The organism is Glaciecola siphonariae (assembly GCF_042652645.1).
Taxonomy (GTDB): Bacteria; Pseudomonadota; Gammaproteobacteria; order Enterobacterales; family Alteromonadaceae; genus Glaciecola; species Glaciecola siphonariae.
Genome location: NZ_JBHSGU010000005.1, coordinates 135180 through 153281, shown reverse-complemented (window position 1 = coordinate 153281; position 18102 = coordinate 135180). Strand labels below are relative to the sequence as shown.

16 protein-coding genes are annotated in these 18102 nt (G+C 42.7%); 9 read left to right on the top strand and 7 right to left on the bottom strand.

Going from position 1 to position 18102, the window contains the following annotated elements; translation table 11 throughout:
* Positions 1-22: 22 nt before the first annotated feature.
* Together ACFO4O_RS11850 and ACFO4O_RS11845 are read left to right on the top strand one after the other, a co-directional pair.
* Positions 23-1471 carry a PhoH family protein gene (locus tag ACFO4O_RS11850; RefSeq protein ID WP_382408776.1) on the top strand — a complete coding sequence of 483 codons (1449 nt, stop codon included), beginning with the start codon at positions 23-25 and terminating at the stop codon, positions 1469-1471.
* Positions 1472-1696: 225 nt separating this feature from the next.
* The gene (locus tag ACFO4O_RS11845) at positions 1697-1906 is read left to right on the top strand and encodes a cold-shock protein (protein ID WP_382408774.1); all 210 of its coding nucleotides are present in this window, start codon (positions 1697-1699) and stop codon (positions 1904-1906) included.
* Between the two features lie 139 nt (positions 1907-2045).
* On the opposite strand, the gene ACFO4O_RS11840 is transcribed toward ACFO4O_RS11845, so the two are convergent.
* On the bottom strand, positions 2046-3446 hold the full coding sequence (locus tag ACFO4O_RS11840; protein ID WP_382408772.1) for a hypothetical protein: 1401 nt from the start codon (positions 3444-3446) through the stop codon (positions 2046-2048).
* Between the two features lie 504 nt (positions 3447-3950).
* Here ACFO4O_RS11840 and ACFO4O_RS11835 point away from each other — a divergent pair.
* From ACFO4O_RS11835 to ACFO4O_RS11805, 7 genes are all read left to right on the top strand, one after another.
* Positions 3951-4817 carry a hypothetical protein gene (locus ACFO4O_RS11835; protein WP_382408770.1) on the top strand — a complete coding sequence of 289 codons (867 nt, stop codon included), beginning with the start codon at positions 3951-3953 and terminating at the stop codon, positions 4815-4817.
* Positions 4818-5068: 251 nt separating this feature from the next.
* Positions 5069-6349: an outer membrane beta-barrel protein gene (locus ACFO4O_RS11830; RefSeq protein WP_382409580.1), complete on the top strand. Its 1281-nt coding sequence runs from the start codon at positions 5069-5071 to the stop codon at positions 6347-6349.
* Positions 6350-6493: 144 nt separating this feature from the next.
* Positions 6494-7060: a polysaccharide biosynthesis/export family protein gene (locus tag ACFO4O_RS11825; protein WP_382408768.1), complete on the top strand. Its 567-nt coding sequence runs from the start codon at positions 6494-6496 to the stop codon at positions 7058-7060.
* A 63-nt stretch (positions 7061-7123) separates the two neighbouring features.
* Positions 7124-9373 (top strand): GumC family protein, encoded by a 2250-nt coding sequence (locus ACFO4O_RS11820; protein WP_382408766.1) that lies wholly within the window; start codon positions 7124-7126, stop codon positions 9371-9373.
* Positions 9374-9386: 13 nt separating this feature from the next.
* The gene (locus ACFO4O_RS11815; protein WP_382408764.1) at positions 9387-10121 is read left to right on the top strand and encodes a tyrosine-protein phosphatase; all 735 of its coding nucleotides are present in this window, start codon (positions 9387-9389) and stop codon (positions 10119-10121) included.
* A gap of 62 nt (positions 10122-10183) precedes the next feature.
* Entirely contained in the window at positions 10184-11329 is a 1146-nt protein-coding gene (locus ACFO4O_RS11810; protein WP_382408762.1) for a VanZ family protein, read from the top strand.
* 24 nt (positions 11330-11353) lie between these two features.
* The gene (locus tag ACFO4O_RS11805; RefSeq protein ID WP_382408760.1) at positions 11354-12469 is read left to right on the top strand and encodes a nucleotidyltransferase family protein; all 1116 of its coding nucleotides are present in this window, start codon (positions 11354-11356) and stop codon (positions 12467-12469) included.
* On the opposite strand, the gene ACFO4O_RS11800 is transcribed toward ACFO4O_RS11805, so the two are convergent.
* The 6 genes from ACFO4O_RS11800 to ACFO4O_RS11775 form a co-directional block, all read right to left on the bottom strand.
* A complete protein-coding gene (locus ACFO4O_RS11800; RefSeq protein WP_382408758.1) occupies positions 12466-12921 on the bottom strand; it encodes a GDP-mannose mannosyl hydrolase in 456 nt (151 codons plus the stop codon). The two genes, ACFO4O_RS11805 and ACFO4O_RS11800, sit on opposite strands and share 4 nt — an antisense overlap.
* A 1-nt stretch (position 12922) precedes the next feature.
* Complete coding sequence (fcl, locus tag ACFO4O_RS11795) at positions 12923-13882, bottom strand: GDP-L-fucose synthase (protein ID WP_382408756.1); 960 nt, start codon at positions 13880-13882, stop codon at positions 12923-12925.
* A 265-nt stretch (positions 13883-14147) separates the two neighbouring features.
* Complete coding sequence (locus tag ACFO4O_RS11790; RefSeq protein ID WP_382408754.1) at positions 14148-15083, bottom strand: hypothetical protein; 936 nt, start codon at positions 15081-15083, stop codon at positions 14148-14150.
* A gap of 75 nt (positions 15084-15158) precedes the next feature.
* Positions 15159-16280, bottom strand: coding sequence for a GDP-mannose 4,6-dehydratase (gene gmd, locus ACFO4O_RS11785; protein ID WP_382408752.1), 1122 nt, complete (start codon positions 16278-16280; stop codon positions 15159-15161).
* A complete protein-coding gene (locus ACFO4O_RS11780; RefSeq protein ID WP_382408750.1) occupies positions 16265-17554 on the bottom strand; it encodes a glycosyltransferase WbuB in 1290 nt (429 codons plus the stop codon). The genes gmd and ACFO4O_RS11780 overlap by 16 nt, the downstream gene beginning before the upstream one ends.
* A complete protein-coding gene (locus tag ACFO4O_RS11775) occupies positions 17529-18101 on the bottom strand; it encodes a putative colanic acid biosynthesis acetyltransferase (protein ID WP_382408748.1) in 573 nt (190 codons plus the stop codon). The genes ACFO4O_RS11780 and ACFO4O_RS11775 overlap by 26 nt, the downstream gene beginning before the upstream one ends.
* Between the last annotated feature and the right edge of the window lies 1 nt (position 18102).

The following is an 18102-nucleotide window of genomic DNA, read 5'->3' as shown; positions in this document are numbered from 1 at the left end:
TAATAAGCAAACGGAGTTATAGATGCCGCAAAGCCAAGCCGAGCATGGCGCTCAGAACACTTCCAAGGCTTCTTCAAGCGAAGCCAGCAGCCGCTTAAACAAATTATACGTTCTCGACACCAACATTTTACTGCACGAACCTCTAGCCTTTACCTCATTTAAAGAGCACGACGTAGTAGTGCCCATGACCGTGCTTGAAGAGCTCGACTATATAAAAGACAGTAAAAAAGACGTAGCGCGCGATGCAAGAGTGTCGATACGGGCCATGGAAGATTTACTGCGCGACGCCTCGCCAGAGCAAATGCTCGAAGGGGTAAGTATGCGCGGCTTAGGTTCGGGGCAGGCGTCGCCGTCGGGTAGTTTGTCGATATTTGCTGATTTGAGCATGAACAAAACCCAGCAGGTATTTACCAGTAACGAAAACGACAACCGCATTATAAATGCAGCTTTGCATTTGCAGGCCCAGCATGCGCCGCGTGAGGTGGTGTTGGTAACTAAAGACATAAACATGCGCTTAAAAGCAAAGGGCGCAGGGATGTCTAAGGTGCAAGACTATCGCACCGACCAGCTTATTACCGACATAAAATACCTTACCAAAGGCTATTACGAATTTGAGGGCGAGTTTTGGTCGAAGGTAAAAACCGTAGAGAGCGTAACAGAAGGACGCGATACCCTGCACAAGCTCGATAAAAGCCTTGTTCCCGACCCTTACATAAACGAGTTTTTAGTAGACGAGACCCACAGTTTTGCAGGCATTATTGAAGCCATGGACGACACCACGCTCGATGTACTCGACCTTGGCTATGAGCGCTTAATGTCGCGTAGAGCGTGGGGGATAAGCCCTAAAAATATTGGTCAGGCAATGGCGCTTTATACCTTGCTCGACCCACACATTGATTTGGTAGTACTCACCGGCCCGGCGGGCAGTGGTAAAACCCTTCTCGCGCTGGCCGCTGCTCTTGAGATGGTGGTTGAAAAGAACATGTACGACAAAATTATAGTAACGCGCTCAACCCCTGAAATTGCCGAATCCATAGGGTTTTTACCCGGCACAGAAGAAGAGAAAATGGCGCCGTGGCTAGCAGCCATTACCGACTCCCTTGAGGCGCTGCATAAAAACGACGAAAACACCAAAGGCTCTATGAGCTACATCATGGAAAAGGCCAACATTCAGTTTAAGTCGGTTAATTTTATGCGCGGGCGCAGTTTGCAAAATGCCATAGTGATTTTAGATGAGTCGCAAAACTTAACCGCCTCGCAGCTTAAAACCATTATTACCCGCTGCGGCGAGGGCACTAAGCTCATTTGCGCCGGCAACCTCACGCAAATAGACAGCAACTACCTAAATGCGCTCACCTCGGGCCTTACCTACATTGTTGAGAAGTTTAAAAACTTCTCAGGCAGCGCCACAATTAGCCTAGACGGCGTAGTAAGAAGCCGCCTAGCAGAGTTTGCAGAGAAGGAGTTGTGAAGCTGGTAATTACAGTGGCCTAAAAATAAACTGAAATAAGGGTGGACATAGAGTGTTTATCTCTATACTCTGCCCGCAGCTAGAAAGAAGTCCAACATTTACATCCTACATTTCGTTGTTTTATTCGTAATACTCGTCCTGCAGTTTCTAAGTACCGTCTCTATTTTTAAGCTATTCAAGCCTCTTGAAGGCAACTTTTTATTTAAATTTCAGGATAATATTATTATGTCTAATACAACTACAGGAACCGTTAAGTGGTTCAATGAAAGCAAAGGTTTTGGGTTTATTGAGCAAGAGTCTGGTAAAGACGTATTCGCTCATTTCAGCGCGATTTCTGGCGACGGTTTTAAAACCCTAGCTGAAGGCCAACGTGTACAGTTTGCTGTAACCGATGGTGCTAAAGGCCCACAGGCTGAGAACATCGTAGCTATCTAGTAATAGATTCTACCGAAAAGGGCATACTGCAAAGTGTGCCCTTTTTTTTGGGAAAACCCTAAGGTTAGAAGGTGTAGCCAATAACATTTGAAAAGCCAAAAGATAAGAATAAGGTTGCTACTTTATAAAAGGGTTAAGCTTAAGCATTAAGTGCTAAGTAACTCAGATAAAAGATTAATGTAGAGCCAGTAGCAATAATAAAAATCAACAATTTTCTTAGGCCTGCTAATCCGAAGTGTTTAGATTGAATAACAGAATTTGCTAGTCGTCTAACCGGGCTATTTGGATTAGATGCCAGTCGAAAGCAAATCATACCCAGCACCGAAACGAATATCCAAAAAACTATGTCTAATATTCCGCTAGGTTGTTCAAAAAATTCAAGTATCCAATGAGCTTGCCTCGATTCGACATTTTGATCTGAAGCGCCAGCAGTCATCGCAGAAGCGTAGCGAATAAACGTGAAAATCATCAATGCGACTGACGCAACAAAAAGTGATGTTAACTGCAGAAACTCTGTATTGCCCTCTTTTAAAGCGTCTTTTTCTGCCTGATTTCGTTCTGAAATTGACCGCCATGAATTAAGCATATTATTAAAAAAAGCAATAAAGTGCTTCGCGTCTTTACTATCTAATACCTCCATACGTAAAAGCGATAGAATTAGAGAGTGACAATAAGATACAAAACCATCGAAGTAATGTTCGGTCACACCTGCCTTTTGGATTTCTTTATTTTTTATTTCAATAGCAGTTTTCTGCATATCTTCAATCAACCGAAAGGCAGTAAGTCTTGGATTGTCGTGATTGATCGCGTGCACGCTCGTGATATTGTCTTCGTTTTCATTATGATGTTTATGGATATGAAGTATGGATTTTAGAAATATGAAAGTAGTTTTTTCTGCAACGAATTTATGATGTAAGCGTTTTTCAAATAAGTCAGCGTCCTGAACATAATTTAAATTATCGATATCCAACCTGTCTTGATATTTTAGTAAGGTAATGCCACTGGGTTTTATAAGATATTTCACATGGTAAATATGATTGCGTAACCTGGTGTTTGCACACGACAAAATTGACTTTCTAATTTTTTTCTTCTGCTTCGCTACATCACTAGTCTGAAGCACAAATGAGGGAGAATACAGATTTTCCGTTATTGCTTGCCGGTACTTGCTAATATCATCCTCTAATGCGCGCAAGGGATTTAAGATATCACCGCTAAACTGCTCGTCTTGCAACACATAGTCGTGAAGTACAATAAATGCATCTCCCTCTAGGTCACCTTGTTCGTTAGTCTCAGAAAGGGTGATGATGCGATATTTTCCACTAGTTTTTTTGTCTGATTGACTTTCTGGCAGGTCTTTCCAATCATAAACGGTGCTGGTTATGCAATGCCGAACTCTTGGTACAACCCTAGAAATGTCGTGCTCGTCTACGTATGAGGCTGATACTGGAAAGTCTATATCGTCTTTTTGCGAGCGTTGAACGAGGTCAACACTGAATCGAGAAAAGTCTAGTGTACCGGATACACATGGTATCCAAGCCATTAAATTCCATTTGGTGAGAGGCGTAACTTCCATTTTAATACAGCACTATTTTGTAGGTTTGCGAGTTAAGTTGGAATACAACTATGGATTATTTGCGGGAGGTGGAATGTGAGCTACTACTCGTGAGCTTTGGCGTCTGCTTGCATGTAAGAAGGCTCGTCTAAAGCTACTATCTCGGTTTTGGCGCCGTGTTGCCAATTAATCTTTTTATGGCTCCCGTTAGTTCTTTTATCAATTTTATAGGTGTATAAAAGCAAAAATGAAGCTAACGTTACCGCAGTCAGCAGTAAAGCAAATGTGATTAAGTTCATGCGCATCCCGAGTGTTATTGTGTTTTCGGCTACTTACAAGCAGCTCTGGTGTATAAAATTTCGCCAAGCAGTATAAGAAATATCGGTACCGTAGTCAAAGATATGAGTTAAATTTGAGTCAAAAGTTCATTATCAAGGTTAGCTTGTCTACATTACCTACGATTCCGCGTTTAATTTGGTTAAAAATAATATCATGAGACATATTATATACGGGTTAGCTGGTTTAAGTATTTTTATTGTGTTCGCTTGCACTGAAAACAAGCAAAGCGAGCCTCTTACCCCTGCTCAACAAGCAAAGTGGCAGCATTTATCGGCGCAGCTATTTTTAACGCACAGCGGCACACCCAACATAGAGCAAGTGGCCGAGCAGTTAAACTTGATACTTAGCTCAACAGCAAGCCAAACCCCCGAGGCTGCTAATACCAAAGAAAACATCTCAGAAACCAGCTTTGAAAACACTAGCGCCCTAAATAAAGATACCCACCGCATATTCAGGCAGTTTACAGATCTATATAACGCCACTCAAAGCAGTGCCGATGCACCAAGGCAAGAGAGCGCCACAAGCGCGAAACAAGAACGCTTACTAAAACAACTGAAGCTCTATTTAGCGCACATAGCATTTTCACCCCTTGAAAACGCAGAGCCTATCGCCGAAGGCCCCACTACTGTCATTCCGGCGAAAGCCGGAACCCCCACCCCCGTCATTCCGGCGCAGGCCGGAACCCCCCAAACAGCACCCCCACAACTAACCCAACACCAAAACCAGCTAAACACCCTCACCACTAATTACCCCGTGCTTACACAAGGCGAATTTGCATTATATGAAGCCAATAACCATCAAGGCCTGCTTGCTTACAGCCGCACGCTGGGTAAGCAGCGCGCCTTTATTGCGTATAACCTGAGTTATGACGTACACGACATGCCGCTACCGTTTGGGTTTATGGCCTCTACCAAAGTTACGCTATGGCGTATGGGTAGCGACCAAGCAAAGAGCTTTGTAACCGACAGGGCAATTGTGATCAGGCCATTTGAGGTAGTGGTGGTTTTGGTTGGGGTGTGAGGGTTTAGGTTTTTGTGTATTAACTCTTCTTGTATTGTAAAGGGCAAGGCGAATCGCAAATCCAATACCAAAACGTCATGTAAATTACGCACGCAAATAAATAGGCATCAACACTCGCTTTTGCTAAACTAACGCGCGTAAGCGAAGCAGTCGCAGTTAATGAATTTAATATGCGAATAGATGTGCAGCCGCCGCTTAATGGAATATTGACCAGTATCGCTAAGGCAAGCAAGAGGGTGTGTTGATTGAAAATGTTATCAAAACAAATAGCCAAAGTAATAAACGCGCAAAAAGCGAAACAAGTTACTCATCAAAGCGCAACGCAAGCGCCCCTGCACGTATCTGGTCATAAAAATAAGCACAAGAACAAGCACGCTGCGTTCAATAGCGCCATGATCACGCTGTTTTTATCTGGTGCTGTATTGTCACCTACGGTTTATGCACAAACCGAAGGGTTTGCCTTTGGCGCCGACAGTAAAATCATATTCGACGACAACATATTTAGAGTAAACGACGAGCAGTCAGACACCATATTTCAGGTATCTCCTATTGCAGGTTACGTCGGCCTGTATGGCAAGCATAAACTTACCGTAGGCTATGAAGGTGAGTATGCTATTTTTAGTGATAATTCAGACGTAAACTACAACAATCATAAGGCCAAAGCCGAACTCAATTTGAGTTTAACCGCCAAGTGGAGCGCAAAACTTGGTTTGCAGTATGCCGACCAAGTAGAAGAGCCGGGCATCAACAATCAAGTGCTCACAGGTGTATCAGAATTTAACGAATTTGATACAGCACGATTTAACTTTGAAACAGCGTATGGCACCAGCGCTAGTATAGGTCAGGTAGTGTTTAAGTACGGCAAACAAACCTTTGACTACAGCAACAACTTTCAAGAATTTAGAGACCGAACTTCAGACGACATTACAGGCACCTTTTTCTGGCGTGTTGCACCAAAATCGCGCATGATTTTTGAAGTTCGCACAGCCGATGTAAAGTCTGACAACGCAATTGGCGTGAATCAGTCGTTTGACCAAATCAGCTATTTAACTGGCGTAACGTGGGAGGCCACGGCTAAAACCGAAGGGTCTTTGCGCGTTGGTTATCAAGATACTCAGTTTGACAATCCTTTAGTCGCCGACCTCGACGGCCTCAGTTATTTTGTCGATGTAGACTACAAGCCCGACACAGACTCAATCATTACTATTGCGCTAAGCAGAGCAGTGCGCGATAACGCAGAACTAGTGCTCGCTGGGCTCGAAACAACCGACTTTAGTGTAAGTTGGAAAAATCAATTACGTAGCCGTATGGCATTACAAGCTAAGTATATTTATCGTAAAGATGACTTTGGCGGCGGCAGCAATAAGCGCTCTGACGATACGCACAGAGCTAGGTTGTCGGTAAGTTACGCCGCCCTAAACTACTTAGACGTTTACGCGGCTGCAGAATATATGACACGTAGTTCTGATACTGTAATAAGAGAATTTGATAATTCTCGCTTTACTATTGGCGTAGAAATTGCGTTTGATTAGCGTTGAAGCCTTATTGCACGAGCAAGTTAATATGCGTACATTAAATTATAAATATTTGGGTTTGCGCGCTTATTCAAGCTTACTTGGCCTTTAAAATGGCAAAACCGTAAACTCAGCAGAAGAAACAAGAGCAACTTATAAAACATGAGCAAACAACCTATGAGTACCAAAGGCTTTTCAATTACCTCCTATTTATTCGGATTGTTAATGCTTGCATTAATGGGCGCACAAACGGCTAATGCACAAGCTAACAAAGAATATAAGCTGTCTACCGACGATGTGATTTCAATCGCGGTATTTAATGAGCCCGATCTCGACGTAAAAGAGGCCAAAATATCTGAAAGCGGCACGATATCTGTACCATTACTCGGGCAGGTGGTGGTAAAAGGTAAAACCGTGGTTGAAGCGCAGAACCTGCTTACTGAGCTATTTTTAGCAGACTACTTAAAACAGCCAAGAGTAACCGTGAGCATGGTGGAATTTCGTCCATTCTATATTAACGGTGAAGTAGACAAGCCCGGTAGCTATCCTTACCGCACAGGAATGACAGTGCAAATGGCTATTACTATTGCCGGCGGTTTTACCGAGCGAGCATCAAAAAGCGCCATATATTTATTGCCAGAAAACAGCACCACAGCGCCTACCCGCGTAGATTTAAACGCCGAAGTACAGCCAGGCGATGTGATCACAATCGAAGAGAGCTTTTTTTAAACACATATAAACACTGGCCTACGGGCGAGTATGTAATTCGCACAAACAAGAGTAGTTAAGCAAATGGATTTTACACCCAACAAGAATACGTCAGAGCAGTTTGAGCAAGAACAAGTGCTAGACATAGGGCAATACTGGCGAACGATTAAGCGCGCTAAATGGTTAATCGCGTTTATCGCATTACTGTGCTTAAGCTTGGGTGTGTATGTAGCGTCAACCGCCACCCCTATTTATCAGGCAACGTCTAAAATTTTGGCCGACCCGCAAGCGCCATCGGCAAGCCGCGAAGAACAATATGTAGCAACTGCGCTCGTGTTTTTGTTTTACGAAACGCAATACGAAATTATTCAGTCGCGCGCAATTGCTGAAACCGTGGTAGACAAGCTCTCTTTAGTAGAGCGATACAAAGAAGAGCAGAAACAAAAAGCAAGAGAGCCTAAATCGAGCTTTTCGATGGCGAGCATAAAGCGTGAACTGAGTGCATTACTGGGTAACTCTCAAGCGAATGCAAAGCCGACCCCTAAAACTGACGACGAACTTAAGGTAATGCTAGCAACAGAGTTGCAAAGCAATATCTCAGTAAGCGGTGGTAAGCAAAGCCAAGTTATCAACATAAGCTATCAGTCGCCCGACCCGCAGCTCGCTGCCGAAATTATTAATGCAGTGGCGCAAGCTTATATTCAATTTGGCCTCGAAGCGCGCTTGGGCGAAGTAAAAAATACAGAGGCATGGCTTGCAGAGCAGTCGAGCGATTTAAAAGCGCAGCTTACCGAGTCAGAAAACAAGCTGCGCGATTTTAGAATGCAGCAAGGCATAATGGATTCTGATCTGCAAGAGAGAGATTCGAATTCTCGTATTCAAACGCTAAGCAATCAACTGCTGAATGCACAAAGCAATTTGTCGATTAAAAAAGAGCTACACGACGAAGTAAAAGACCTGCCCGAGGGCTCAAAAGCCTTTTATTCACTCACGCCAGTATTGGAGAACAATACAACATCTGCGTTAGTTAAAGAAGAAGCGCGCCTGCAAAGCCGTGTAAATGAGTTTTTTCAGCGCTATAAAGAAAAGCATCCCAAGATGATTGCCGCTCGTAGCGAATTGCAAAGCGTACAAACGAGCTTGAATCAAGAAATTGCTAAAATAGTAGACCGCATTGAGTCAGACTATCGCCTAGCTCAGCAACAAGTTTCCAATATTCAGCGTTTGTTAACGGAAGAGCGTAACAGCATTCAGTCCTTACAGGGCTCAAGTTTTACGCTTACTGCCCTAGAGCGTGAGGTAGAAAACAACCGCCGAGTGTATGAGTCGTTTATAAATCGACTGATGGAAACGAACATTAAAGGCGATTTTACCGCTTCCAATGTGCAAATTATTGATTCGGCTACCGTGCCTCAGTTTCCGGTTAAGCCAAACGTTAAGCTCATTATTGCCTTAAGCCTCTTTGTAGGTTTGTTTTTAGGCGTGGTAACGGCGTTTTTACGAGAGGCGCTGCATAACACCTTCCGCACACCCGAGTCGATTGAAGAAAATCTCAATGTGCCCAGCCTTGGTATGACAATTAAGCTAGCGAAAAAAGAGATAGGCAGTATTCCAGAGCTTCAATACTTACAAGATTTACGCTCAGTATTTACCGAAAGTATTAATACCGTGCGCACATCACTTATGTTTTCGAACATAGACAATCCTCCTAAAACAATACTGGTTACATCGGCCACCGGTGCAGAAGGTAAGTCGACACTTGCCATGAACCTTGCCGCTGCTTACGGTCAAATGGGTAAAACATTATTGCTAGAAGTAGATTTGCGTAAACCAAGTGTAGCTAAAAACTTAAATGCTCCGCCGCGTTCAGGATTAACTGATGTTTTGGCTGGCAGCATTGAGCTGAAAGAAGCCTTGCTTAAGCCAAGCGAGCACTCTAACTACCGCGTGCTTACTTGCGGCACTATTCCGCATAATCCAATAGAGCTGCTGTCGTCAGACAAGTTTTTTGATGCGCTGAATACCTTTAAAAAGCACTTTGACCATATTATTTTAGATGGCCCGCCAACCTTACCCGTAAGTGACGCTACTGTGATTGGCACAAAAGTAGATGGTGTAATACTAGCCGTACGTGCCGAGGTTACAAAAATTAAGGCTAGTAAAGAGGCTGTACGGCGCTTGCAAAAGCTTAACGCGAATGTAATTGGAGCAGTATTAACCCTCGCTGAACCGCAAAAAATAAGCTACTACGGCGACCATTACTATGCAGGTGAATATTATGGCACCGACGATGCAAAAGGCGTTAACAAGGGGGCTGAGGCTAAACCCGCTTAACTATGTGTAAACAATGATTGATATTCATAGCCATATATTACCGGGTGTAGACGACGGCGCTAAAACGCTTGGCGAATCGTTTGATATGCTCAATATGGCGATAGATCAAGGCGTAACCACGCAAGTGCTTACGCCCCATATACACATAGGGCGCTATAACAATACAAAGCTTGGATTACTCAAAGCATTTAGTGAGTTTCAGGCGAGGGTGAAAGACAAAGGCCTGTCCATTACACTAAGGCTTGCCGCAGAGGTACGAATAGGGGCTGAAATAATGCCGCTGATCAGCAATAAGCAAATTCCTTGGCTTGGCCAGTTGAATGGTAAACAAGTATTTTTACTCGAATTTCCACGCATTGATGTACCGCACGGGAGCGACAATTTAGTGCGTTGGTGTATTGCACAAAATGTTCTGCCGCTTATTGTGCATCCAGAGCGCAACAAAACCTTTTTAAACAAACCTGAAAAACTACAGTGGTACATAAAAAAAGGCTGCCCCATACAAATAACCGCGAGTAGTTTAAGCGGTAAGTTTGGCGACGATGTTAAACACATGGCGCTTGACCTAATGCGCAAAAACCAAGTGTTTGCAGTGGCATCAGACTGCCACAACTTAAAGGGCAGACAGCCCGATTTGGGTAAGGTTTATACCGAATTAAAAGATGAGTTTGATGCAGACTATTTAACAAAGGTATTTGTAAGCAACCCTCAGTCTTTATTGAAAGAACGCATTCGCGTTGTAGCCTAAGTTCTTATGACTAACGCTTATGTCTTCACTATAGCAATCCATACTCAGAATGGTTTGTTTCGATGATGCATGCTCGGCGCAACAATGGGCTACTCAACGAAATCGCCATTTACTTTGCATTAATTGCATTCGTGATAACGCTTTCACCGTTTACCTTCCAATTTAATGAGATTCAGAGCTTTTCGTGGAGTTTCCGCTCATTTGATGCCTTTTCAAATTTATTTTTGTTATTCCCTATAGGTGCATGTATTGGTTTAAAACCGTCTAGCGCAAATTTAAAGCAAGCCTTATGGTGCTTATTGTTAGGATTTTTACTGAGTGTAATTATTGAAGTACTTCAACTATTTTTGCTTGAGCGAACAAGCCAATATTGGGATCTCATATGCAATGCACTCAGCGCACTGTTGGGCTGGTTTATAGGCGCGCTGCTAAGGCTGCTTTTTTCCAAAAGAGAAGATGCTAACGTCGGCTCTCAGTTACTCATGTGTGCTGTTTTATCAATAGGCATTAGCTTGTTAGTTCGTATGATTTCAGAACAAGCCGTTTTGCTTGTGAGTGCCGCTAATATTTTGCTCATAGTGCTTGGCTCTTTTACCATTGCACTGTTGATCAAAAACCAACGGTTCAAAAATCAGGAGTTTTTAGCGCTAAGAGCTTTTGTTGCATGCTTCGCATTTAATATCGTTTTTATATTTCGGTTATTTGCTGCTGAGCCTGCATCGTTTATTTTGATTTCACTTTTGAGTGCCTCTGTTTGTTTAGTGTTTACTCAATGGTTTATAAAGGCTCAACATACACTATTTAAGAATATCCGAAGCCTTGGTGTATTGCTGGCTGTATCTAGTTTATGCGGGCTAATGGCATGGGAGATTTATGAATACACAATTACTTGTGCCGTAACATGCATAGATAAAGCGAACGCTGTCACTAAAGCTGCCAGCCAATTACAAGGTGGTAAGTTTGTGATTAAACAGTTATTCAGTTTGTTTACACTCGTGTTTTTAGTTAAATATTGGACCTATAAAACCAACAATCAAAAGGTGCAATGGGGAACGGCAGTGATAGCCGGTATTTTAAGTCTGGTTCACGCAATATGGAGTGTGGAATCTGGCTTTACAGATATGAGTTTATACGCATTTTATGCGTGTTTGGCCGTTGTGCTAGTTGCATCCTTTTTTACATCACTCAAGCAGCTTAACCGCATATGATGTTTGTAAACTCAAATGCCCTTTATGAATAACTCTTCAGACCAAAGAGCGTTAATCGCCAACCTGATATCGTCAAACGCTCTTAGCTCGATAGCAATACCTCTATCAGAGGGGCAAGCGACTGCGATTGTTCAAACAGCTATTGAAAATGGTGTAGTTGAACAAGTATTAGCGAATGCGGCTATTAGCAAAAGCTCAGATTGTTATAAATCCTTAAGCAAATTTGCCACAAGTAATACCATAAAGCTGGCATTGATAGATTCAGCCGCTTTAAACGCGCTCAATGCATTGAAAAACGCATCAATACCGTATGTTGTGTTAAAAGGATTTGCCCTTGCCCATACAGCTTACAATAAGCCAACTGACCGACAACGTGCTGATGTAGATATTCTGATTGATCAAAAAGACAAAGAAGGTGCCGCTAAAGTTCTAGAGCACCTTGGGTTTGTGAACCCGAGAGGATGGAGTCCTACTGAAATTGTGCAACAGTACTCTATGCGCAAAGTGCTCTCACATGGGATCGCATTAGACTTTGATATACACACGCAGCTGTCAAACGATATTGCAGTAGCTAAACAATTTACTTTTGAAGAACTCTATCGGAATGCAAATGCCGAGCGGCTCAACGGAATTCCACTTAATTCCAAACCCTTTGCACTTATTCATGCACTACTTCATATGCTGCATCATCGCCAAAAGGGCGATTTGATAAAGCTCATTTGGTTTTACGATATCCATTTACTTATCAACAATATTAGTGACAGTGAGCGCAATTTACTTTTGGACCTGTGTGCAAATAAACACTTTTCAAAAGTAGCCGCTTTTGCCCTTGGTTTGTGCGGTGAGTATTTTAATTCTAACGGTTTATCTGATTTGCAGCGCGACTTAAACACGCACAAACAAAGCACGAAATATGATTATTTAATGACAATAAATAAGCCAATGGGTAACGTGATGCAGGAGCTTTCTAAAAGAGGTCTGTCTTTTAGGTCGCTTAAGTTATTACAAGAGATGCTTTTCCCACCAGTCGCTGAGTTGCATGTAAAATACGGCTCGTTTAACGCTGTATATGCGCCGTATTATTACATCAAGCGCATAATGGGTGGCTTAATGTATAAGCTTTTTAAGGTGAAGCGTTAAGCCCCCTTAAAATACCACTTTGTATGCTCATGTACCTCGGCGCTACTTAGCAACTCATCAATCTCAAACCATTTATAACTATTATGTTGCTCAACAGGTAAGTTGGTTAAATCGCCCAATATTTTTAGCTTATAGGCTATGGCTACGTAATGGGTAGAGGGTGATTCACCAAACACGCAGTCATCATAAAAATGGTCGAAGGGCCCAATAAGCTCAGCTTGCTGTAATTCCATTTGCTGGCCTAGTTCTTCTTTGGTGAGTCGTTCAAATGCGGCTTTAAGTGGCTCGTTTTTCATAATACGACCGCCCGGCACAAACCAAAAACCTTTTGCTGGGCGATTGTTACGCTTACCTAAAAGTGCTTTACCTTCACTATTGGTGATCACAAGGTCTAATGAAACGAGCGGCGTGTTTTTAATTACCTGAGTAAAGTCATTGATACTTAAAAACATGCTACTTTCTAAACTTGTCTTGGTTGTTTAAAAACCACTCGTATGTGCTGCGCAGGCCATCTTCAAGCTCAATACGATACTTCCAGCCCAGGTTTGCCAAGCGGCTTACGTCCATAAGCTTGCGTGGCGCGCCATCTGGCTTGCTTGTGTCAAAACTAATGCTGCCTTCAAAGCCCACTACTTTCGCAACTGTTTCAACCAATTCGCGAATAGTACAGTCGCGGCCTGAGCCTACGTTAATATGGCTTAGCATATCTTGTGTGTTGGCTTCATAGGTTTTGCTATCAAGATTCATTACAAAAATAGAGGCTGCGGCCATGTCGTCAACATGCAAAAACTCGCGCATGGGCTTACCGCTACCCCAAGCAACCACCTCTTGGCTATTAGCAAGCTTTGCTTCGTGAAAGCGGCGAATTAGTGCAGGAATTACGTGGGAGTTTTCAGGATGAAAGTTATCGTTTTGCCCATAAAGGTTAGTGGGCATTACCGAGCGATAGTTACGCCCATACTGGCGGTTGTATGACTCACACATTTTAATGCCGGCAATTTTTGCAATAGCGTAGGGTTCGTTAGTTGGTTCGAGTGTGCCGGTGAGTAGGGCACTTTCGCGCATGGGCTGCTCAGCCAATTTAGGGTAAATGCAAGATGAGCCTAAAAACAATAAATTGTTCACATCACTTAAGTGTGCGCTGTGAATAATATTGTTCTGTATCATCAAGTTTTGGTAAATAAAGTCGGCAGGGTAGGTGTTATTGGCAATAATGCCGCCTACTTTTGCGGCAGCAAGGTACACTTCATCTATTTTGTTGGTGCTAAAAAATTGCGACACAGCAGTTTGGTCGCATAAATCGAGCTGCGCGCGAGAGCGCGTAATTACATTGCAGTTACCAGCCCGCTCTAACTGCCTCACAACTGCAGAGCCCACCATGCCATTGTGCCCGGCTACAAATACGGTTTTCATATTGGTTTATCCCTTTAAATTCATTCAGGCTCAAAAAATTTAGCTTAACAAACGTCATATTAATCCCTGTCTGGGTTTAAATAGTTATTTTTTTGAAAGACGAAAAAATTGTAAATATTTTGAGATCACGCATACCATTTCTTAGCTTAAATTGTTGGTATGAAGTCTAAAAACATCTTCAATTGCATTGATTCACTAATTATTAGTTAGCAAGATGTTTGCTAATCCGATAAATCGAAATATATTTTGTTAAAGTGGACACAGGTTAATCATGCGGCAAGGTTTTATTGTCAACCGCATCTTTGATAATCCCGCGCAGCACCGGTTGCAGAAGTGCTGCCATTAATTTTTGTCCTTCATCGTTGTAATGAATACTATCTCGATAATGTATTTCTGATAATCCATTTCCTAAATCAAAAGTGATCGGTATTTTATTTTTACGAGCAAATTCAATTATTTTCTGCCCCTGTTCGTTGTATTCGCCGGCTGATAGTTCATGGATATCCGCATGAAGATAAATATGAAGCGGTGTATCCATCTGCTGGGTTAATTTCAAAATACTCTCCCATCCTGGATTAAGTGCTGCTTCAATCTTTTCTTCATCAACAGCAAGTTTAGTATTGTTCCGCTTAAATAAACGAAGCGCTCTGGGAACGATATATCTGTCTATAAGTTCAAAAATAGCCAATGGATATTGCTTGCCTGGGTAAGAAGGGTGAATGTCGACGATCGGCTTCTTGGTCATTTGGTCGCCCGCATCGTGGCTACTAAATATAACAACGACAGCTGACTCTTTTAAATTGTTGAATTCTTTATAATACGCGGCCGCATTGTCAGGCCCCCAAGAGCCGGCCGAAGCATTCAAAACTCTATAGCTATCGCCATAATTGTTTTGTAAATTTTTTTCAAGCAACGAGGTCGCTAATGCCGAATGAGTTGTTAGATTACCTCCGTTTACTACAGAGTCACCTAATAAAAGAATTCTGAATTCATCAGCTTCATTGACGAGCGGTTTGCTTCTCATAGAGTACTCATTGACTAAAATTTGATTTCCAAACCGATTCATAGACTGATTTTCTTTGTAAATGTATTCGTATTCATTGCTGGCTTTGTACAGAGGTGACTGTTTAAAGCCAATTGTGTAAAGAATAAATTCAATAAGAAACAAAGTTATGGTTACAAAAATAAACAGTTTTTTCATTTGATCATCCTACTAGCGTTCTCTATGTATTTTTAATATTGATAGGAAAAAATTAGAGCTCTGAATCCATTAAATTTACTCTACGGCAACGGCAATTTTATAGCCGTGGGTTTTTAATAGCGCATGCTGTTTGGCTACTTCTAAGTCGCTTTGCACCATTTCGGCACACATTTCTTCAACGGTAATTTCGGGTACCCAACCAAGCTTTTCTTTGGCTTTGGTAGGGTCACCTAATAGTGTTTCTACCTCTGCCGGGCGGAAGTAGCGCGGGTCTACTTTAACAATTATATCGCCAACTCTAAGCGCATGTGCGTTGTCACCTTCAATAGCCGCTACAGTTGCAATTTCGTCTACACCTTCGCCGCTGAATTCTAGCGTTATGCCTAATTCTTTAGCCGATAAGCGCACAAATTCACGCACTGATATTTGCTTGCCAGTAGCAATAACAAAGTCTTCGGGTGTGTCTTGTTGCAGCATCATCCACTGCATACGCACATAGTCTTTTGCGTGGCCCCAGTCGCGCAGTGCATCCATGTTGCCTAAGAACAAACACTTCTCAAGCCCTTGCGATATGTTAGCGAGCGCTCGCGTGATTTTGCGAGTAACAAAGGTTTCACCGCGACGAGGCGATTCGTGATTAAACAAAATGCCGTTACAGGCATATATACCGTAACTCTCACGATAGTTTACCGCTATCCAGTACGCATACATTTTAGCTACAGCATAAGGGGAGCGCGGGTGAAAGGGTGTGGTTTCTTTTTGAGGAATTTCTTGTACTAAGCCATACAGCTCTGAAGTAGAGGCTTGATAAAACTTGGTCTTTTTCTCTAGGCCCAAAAAGCGAATAGCTTCTAATAAGCGAAGTGTGCCTAGAGCATCTACATCTGCAGTGTATTCGGGTGCTTCAAACGATACTGCCACGTGGCTTTGTGCGCCAAGGTTGTAAACTTCATCAGGCTCAACCTCACGCATTATGCGTATAAGGTTAGACGAGTCGGATAGGTCACCGTAGTGCAAGACAAAGTTGGCGTTATCAACGTGGATATCTTCATAAATATGGTCAACACGCTGAGTGTTAAACAAAGACGCTCTGCGTTTTATGCCGTGTACTTTGTAACCTTTTTCGAGCAGTAACTCGGCAAGGTAAGATCCGTCTTGACCGGTAACGCCGGTAATTAATGCTACTTTTTGTGACATGTTAAGTCCTCGTCTTCGTCTATTGATACTGAACTTGCAGCGCTTACATTGGCGAGTACTTCTAACTCGCTTATAAACTTATCCAGTATTTTGTTTTTGTTTAAATATTGCAGAGCAAACTGGCGCGCTACATCATTGTGCTTGCTCAAATCGCTCGCGAGTAATTGATTTAAAGCTTGGGTAAGTGCTGTGGCATTTTCTGGCTCAATGCAGGTGTAAATGCCTGAGTGTTTTTGCTGTATTTTACCGAGTTCGGTGTGTTGGTCGGCAGTAACAATAGCATGGCCGCCAGCCGATAATATGTTAGTGAGTTTTGAAGGTAGCACGGCATCGGCAGCGCCGCGTTTTTGAATAACTAGGTGAATATCAGCAAGGGCAAGCATTTCAGGCACGCGCTCCCATGCTTGTAGGGGCATAAAAAGCACATTGGATAATTGCATTTGTTCAGCAAGTTGCTTCAACTCTGCTACATAAGAGCCTGCGCCTACCATTACAAATTTAACTTCTGGTGAGGCCTTAAATGCTTGGGCTGCATCTAACACAATATCCAAGCCTTGCTTGTTGCCAATGTTACCAGCGTATAATACAACCTTGTTAGTAGGTGCTAAGCCCCACTCTTGCTTGAGTGCATCGCCGTTTGTATCAGGGCTTACAAAATCGGTGTCTGACCAGTTTGGAAAATGTATGATTTTTTCAGCCGGTACGCCTTTGCGCTTTGCGTTCTCTATCATGGAATAGGAGATTGTAGATACCCTGTCGAACTTGCAGGTAAGCCACTTTTCGACTCTACGCGCCAAGCTAGCTGTTTTGCCTTCACCAAGCATGCCGAGGCCAAAGAGCGCATCTACTTCAAAGTCTTGTATGTGGAGCACGGTTTTAGTGTTAGTAAGTTTTGCAAATAAGAGCGTGAGAGGTGCGCAAAAGAGCGTAGGTTGCACCAGTACAATTACATCAGGGCTTTTGAACACATGCGTAAACAAGCGAATGCCAGAGCTAAGCGCAAAACTCGATAAATGAAGCAAGCGTTTAAGAGTACTTACCTTCGCGGGCACATATAAAGGGCAGCGCTGAACAGTAACCTGTTCAATCGTTTCGGTTTTATAAAACACAGCAGAATAGGCCTGATTAACTTTCCAGTCAGGATAGTAGGGAGGTGCAACGATTGCAGTTACGTCGATTCCCTTCTGTGCAAGTGAGCTGCACATTTCACCATTGTATTTCCCGATGCCTGTTAACTCTGGTGAATAGTTAAGGCTTTTTAGTGCGAGTTTCATTACTATCTCTCTTCCTAAGAGGTTTTGCTGGATTTCCTATACATATCATGCCTTCGGGTAAATCATTAAAAACACTGCTGCGAGCTCCTACTACCGTCCCTTCTCCAATGGATACACCAGGCGCAACAAATACGTCTGTAGCCAACCAAGCTTGATCCTTAATCGTTATTTTCTGAGCATATATATCGAATGCTTCTGAAGTATATTCATGAGAACCGGTGCAGATATAGCATTTCTGCGAAATTACAGTATTTGAACCAATTTCAATTTCTCCCAGAGTGTAAAGACATACTTCATCACCTATCCAACTGTAATCGCCGATTCTGAGCTTCCATGGGTAAGTGATTCTTACCGATGGGCGAATAATTACTCCTTTTCCTATTTCGGCGCCAAATAAGCGCAGAAGAAAACTTCGCCAAGAGTACATGAATTGCGGGGAAAGAGTAAAAAGACTTGATTGAATAACCCACCAAGCTTGTACTATAAATTTATTCCTACCTCTGAATCCATTAGGCATTTCAAACTTTTGTAGTAGTTGAGTTTTCATT

What these genes read in the sequence shown, in the direction of transcription:
- ACFO4O_RS11825 (WP_382408768.1), top strand. Translation starts at nt 6,494, where the DNA reads ATGAGCAAACAACCTATGAGTACCAAAGGCTTTTCAATTACCTCCTAT.
- ACFO4O_RS11775 (WP_382408748.1), bottom strand. Translation starts at nt 18,101, where the DNA reads ATGAAAACTCAACTACTACAAAAGTTTGAAATGCCTAATGGATTCAGA.
- ACFO4O_RS11805 (WP_382408760.1), top strand. Translation starts at nt 11,354, where the DNA reads ATGAATAACTCTTCAGACCAAAGAGCGTTAATCGCCAACCTGATATCG.
- ACFO4O_RS11835 (WP_382408770.1), top strand. Translation starts at nt 3,951, where the DNA reads ATGAGACATATTATATACGGGTTAGCTGGTTTAAGTATTTTTATTGTG.
- ACFO4O_RS11820 (WP_382408766.1), top strand. Translation starts at nt 7,124, where the DNA reads ATGGATTTTACACCCAACAAGAATACGTCAGAGCAGTTTGAGCAAGAA.
- ACFO4O_RS11845 (WP_382408774.1), top strand. Translation starts at nt 1,697, where the DNA reads ATGTCTAATACAACTACAGGAACCGTTAAGTGGTTCAATGAAAGCAAA.
- ACFO4O_RS11800 (WP_382408758.1), bottom strand. Translation starts at nt 12,921, where the DNA reads ATGTTTTTAAGTATCAATGACTTTACTCAGGTAATTAAAAACACGCCG.
- ACFO4O_RS11790 (WP_382408754.1), bottom strand. Translation starts at nt 15,083, where the DNA reads ATGAAAAAACTGTTTATTTTTGTAACCATAACTTTGTTTCTTATTGAA.
- ACFO4O_RS11815 (WP_382408764.1), top strand. Translation starts at nt 9,387, where the DNA reads ATGATTGATATTCATAGCCATATATTACCGGGTGTAGACGACGGCGCT.
- ACFO4O_RS11830 (WP_382409580.1), top strand. Translation starts at nt 5,069, where the DNA reads ATGTTATCAAAACAAATAGCCAAAGTAATAAACGCGCAAAAAGCGAAA.
- ACFO4O_RS11840 (WP_382408772.1), bottom strand. Translation starts at nt 3,446, where the DNA reads ATGGCTTGGATACCATGTGTATCCGGTACACTAGACTTTTCTCGATTC.
- gmd (WP_382408752.1), bottom strand. Translation starts at nt 16,280, where the DNA reads ATGTCACAAAAAGTAGCATTAATTACCGGCGTTACCGGTCAAGACGGA.
- ACFO4O_RS11780 (WP_382408750.1), bottom strand. Translation starts at nt 17,554, where the DNA reads ATGAAACTCGCACTAAAAAGCCTTAACTATTCACCAGAGTTAACAGGC.
- fcl (WP_382408756.1), bottom strand. Translation starts at nt 13,882, where the DNA reads ATGAAAACCGTATTTGTAGCCGGGCACAATGGCATGGTGGGCTCTGCA.
- ACFO4O_RS11850 (WP_382408776.1), top strand. Translation starts at nt 23, where the DNA reads ATGCCGCAAAGCCAAGCCGAGCATGGCGCTCAGAACACTTCCAAGGCT.
- ACFO4O_RS11810 (WP_382408762.1), top strand. Translation starts at nt 10,184, where the DNA reads ATGATGCATGCTCGGCGCAACAATGGGCTACTCAACGAAATCGCCATT.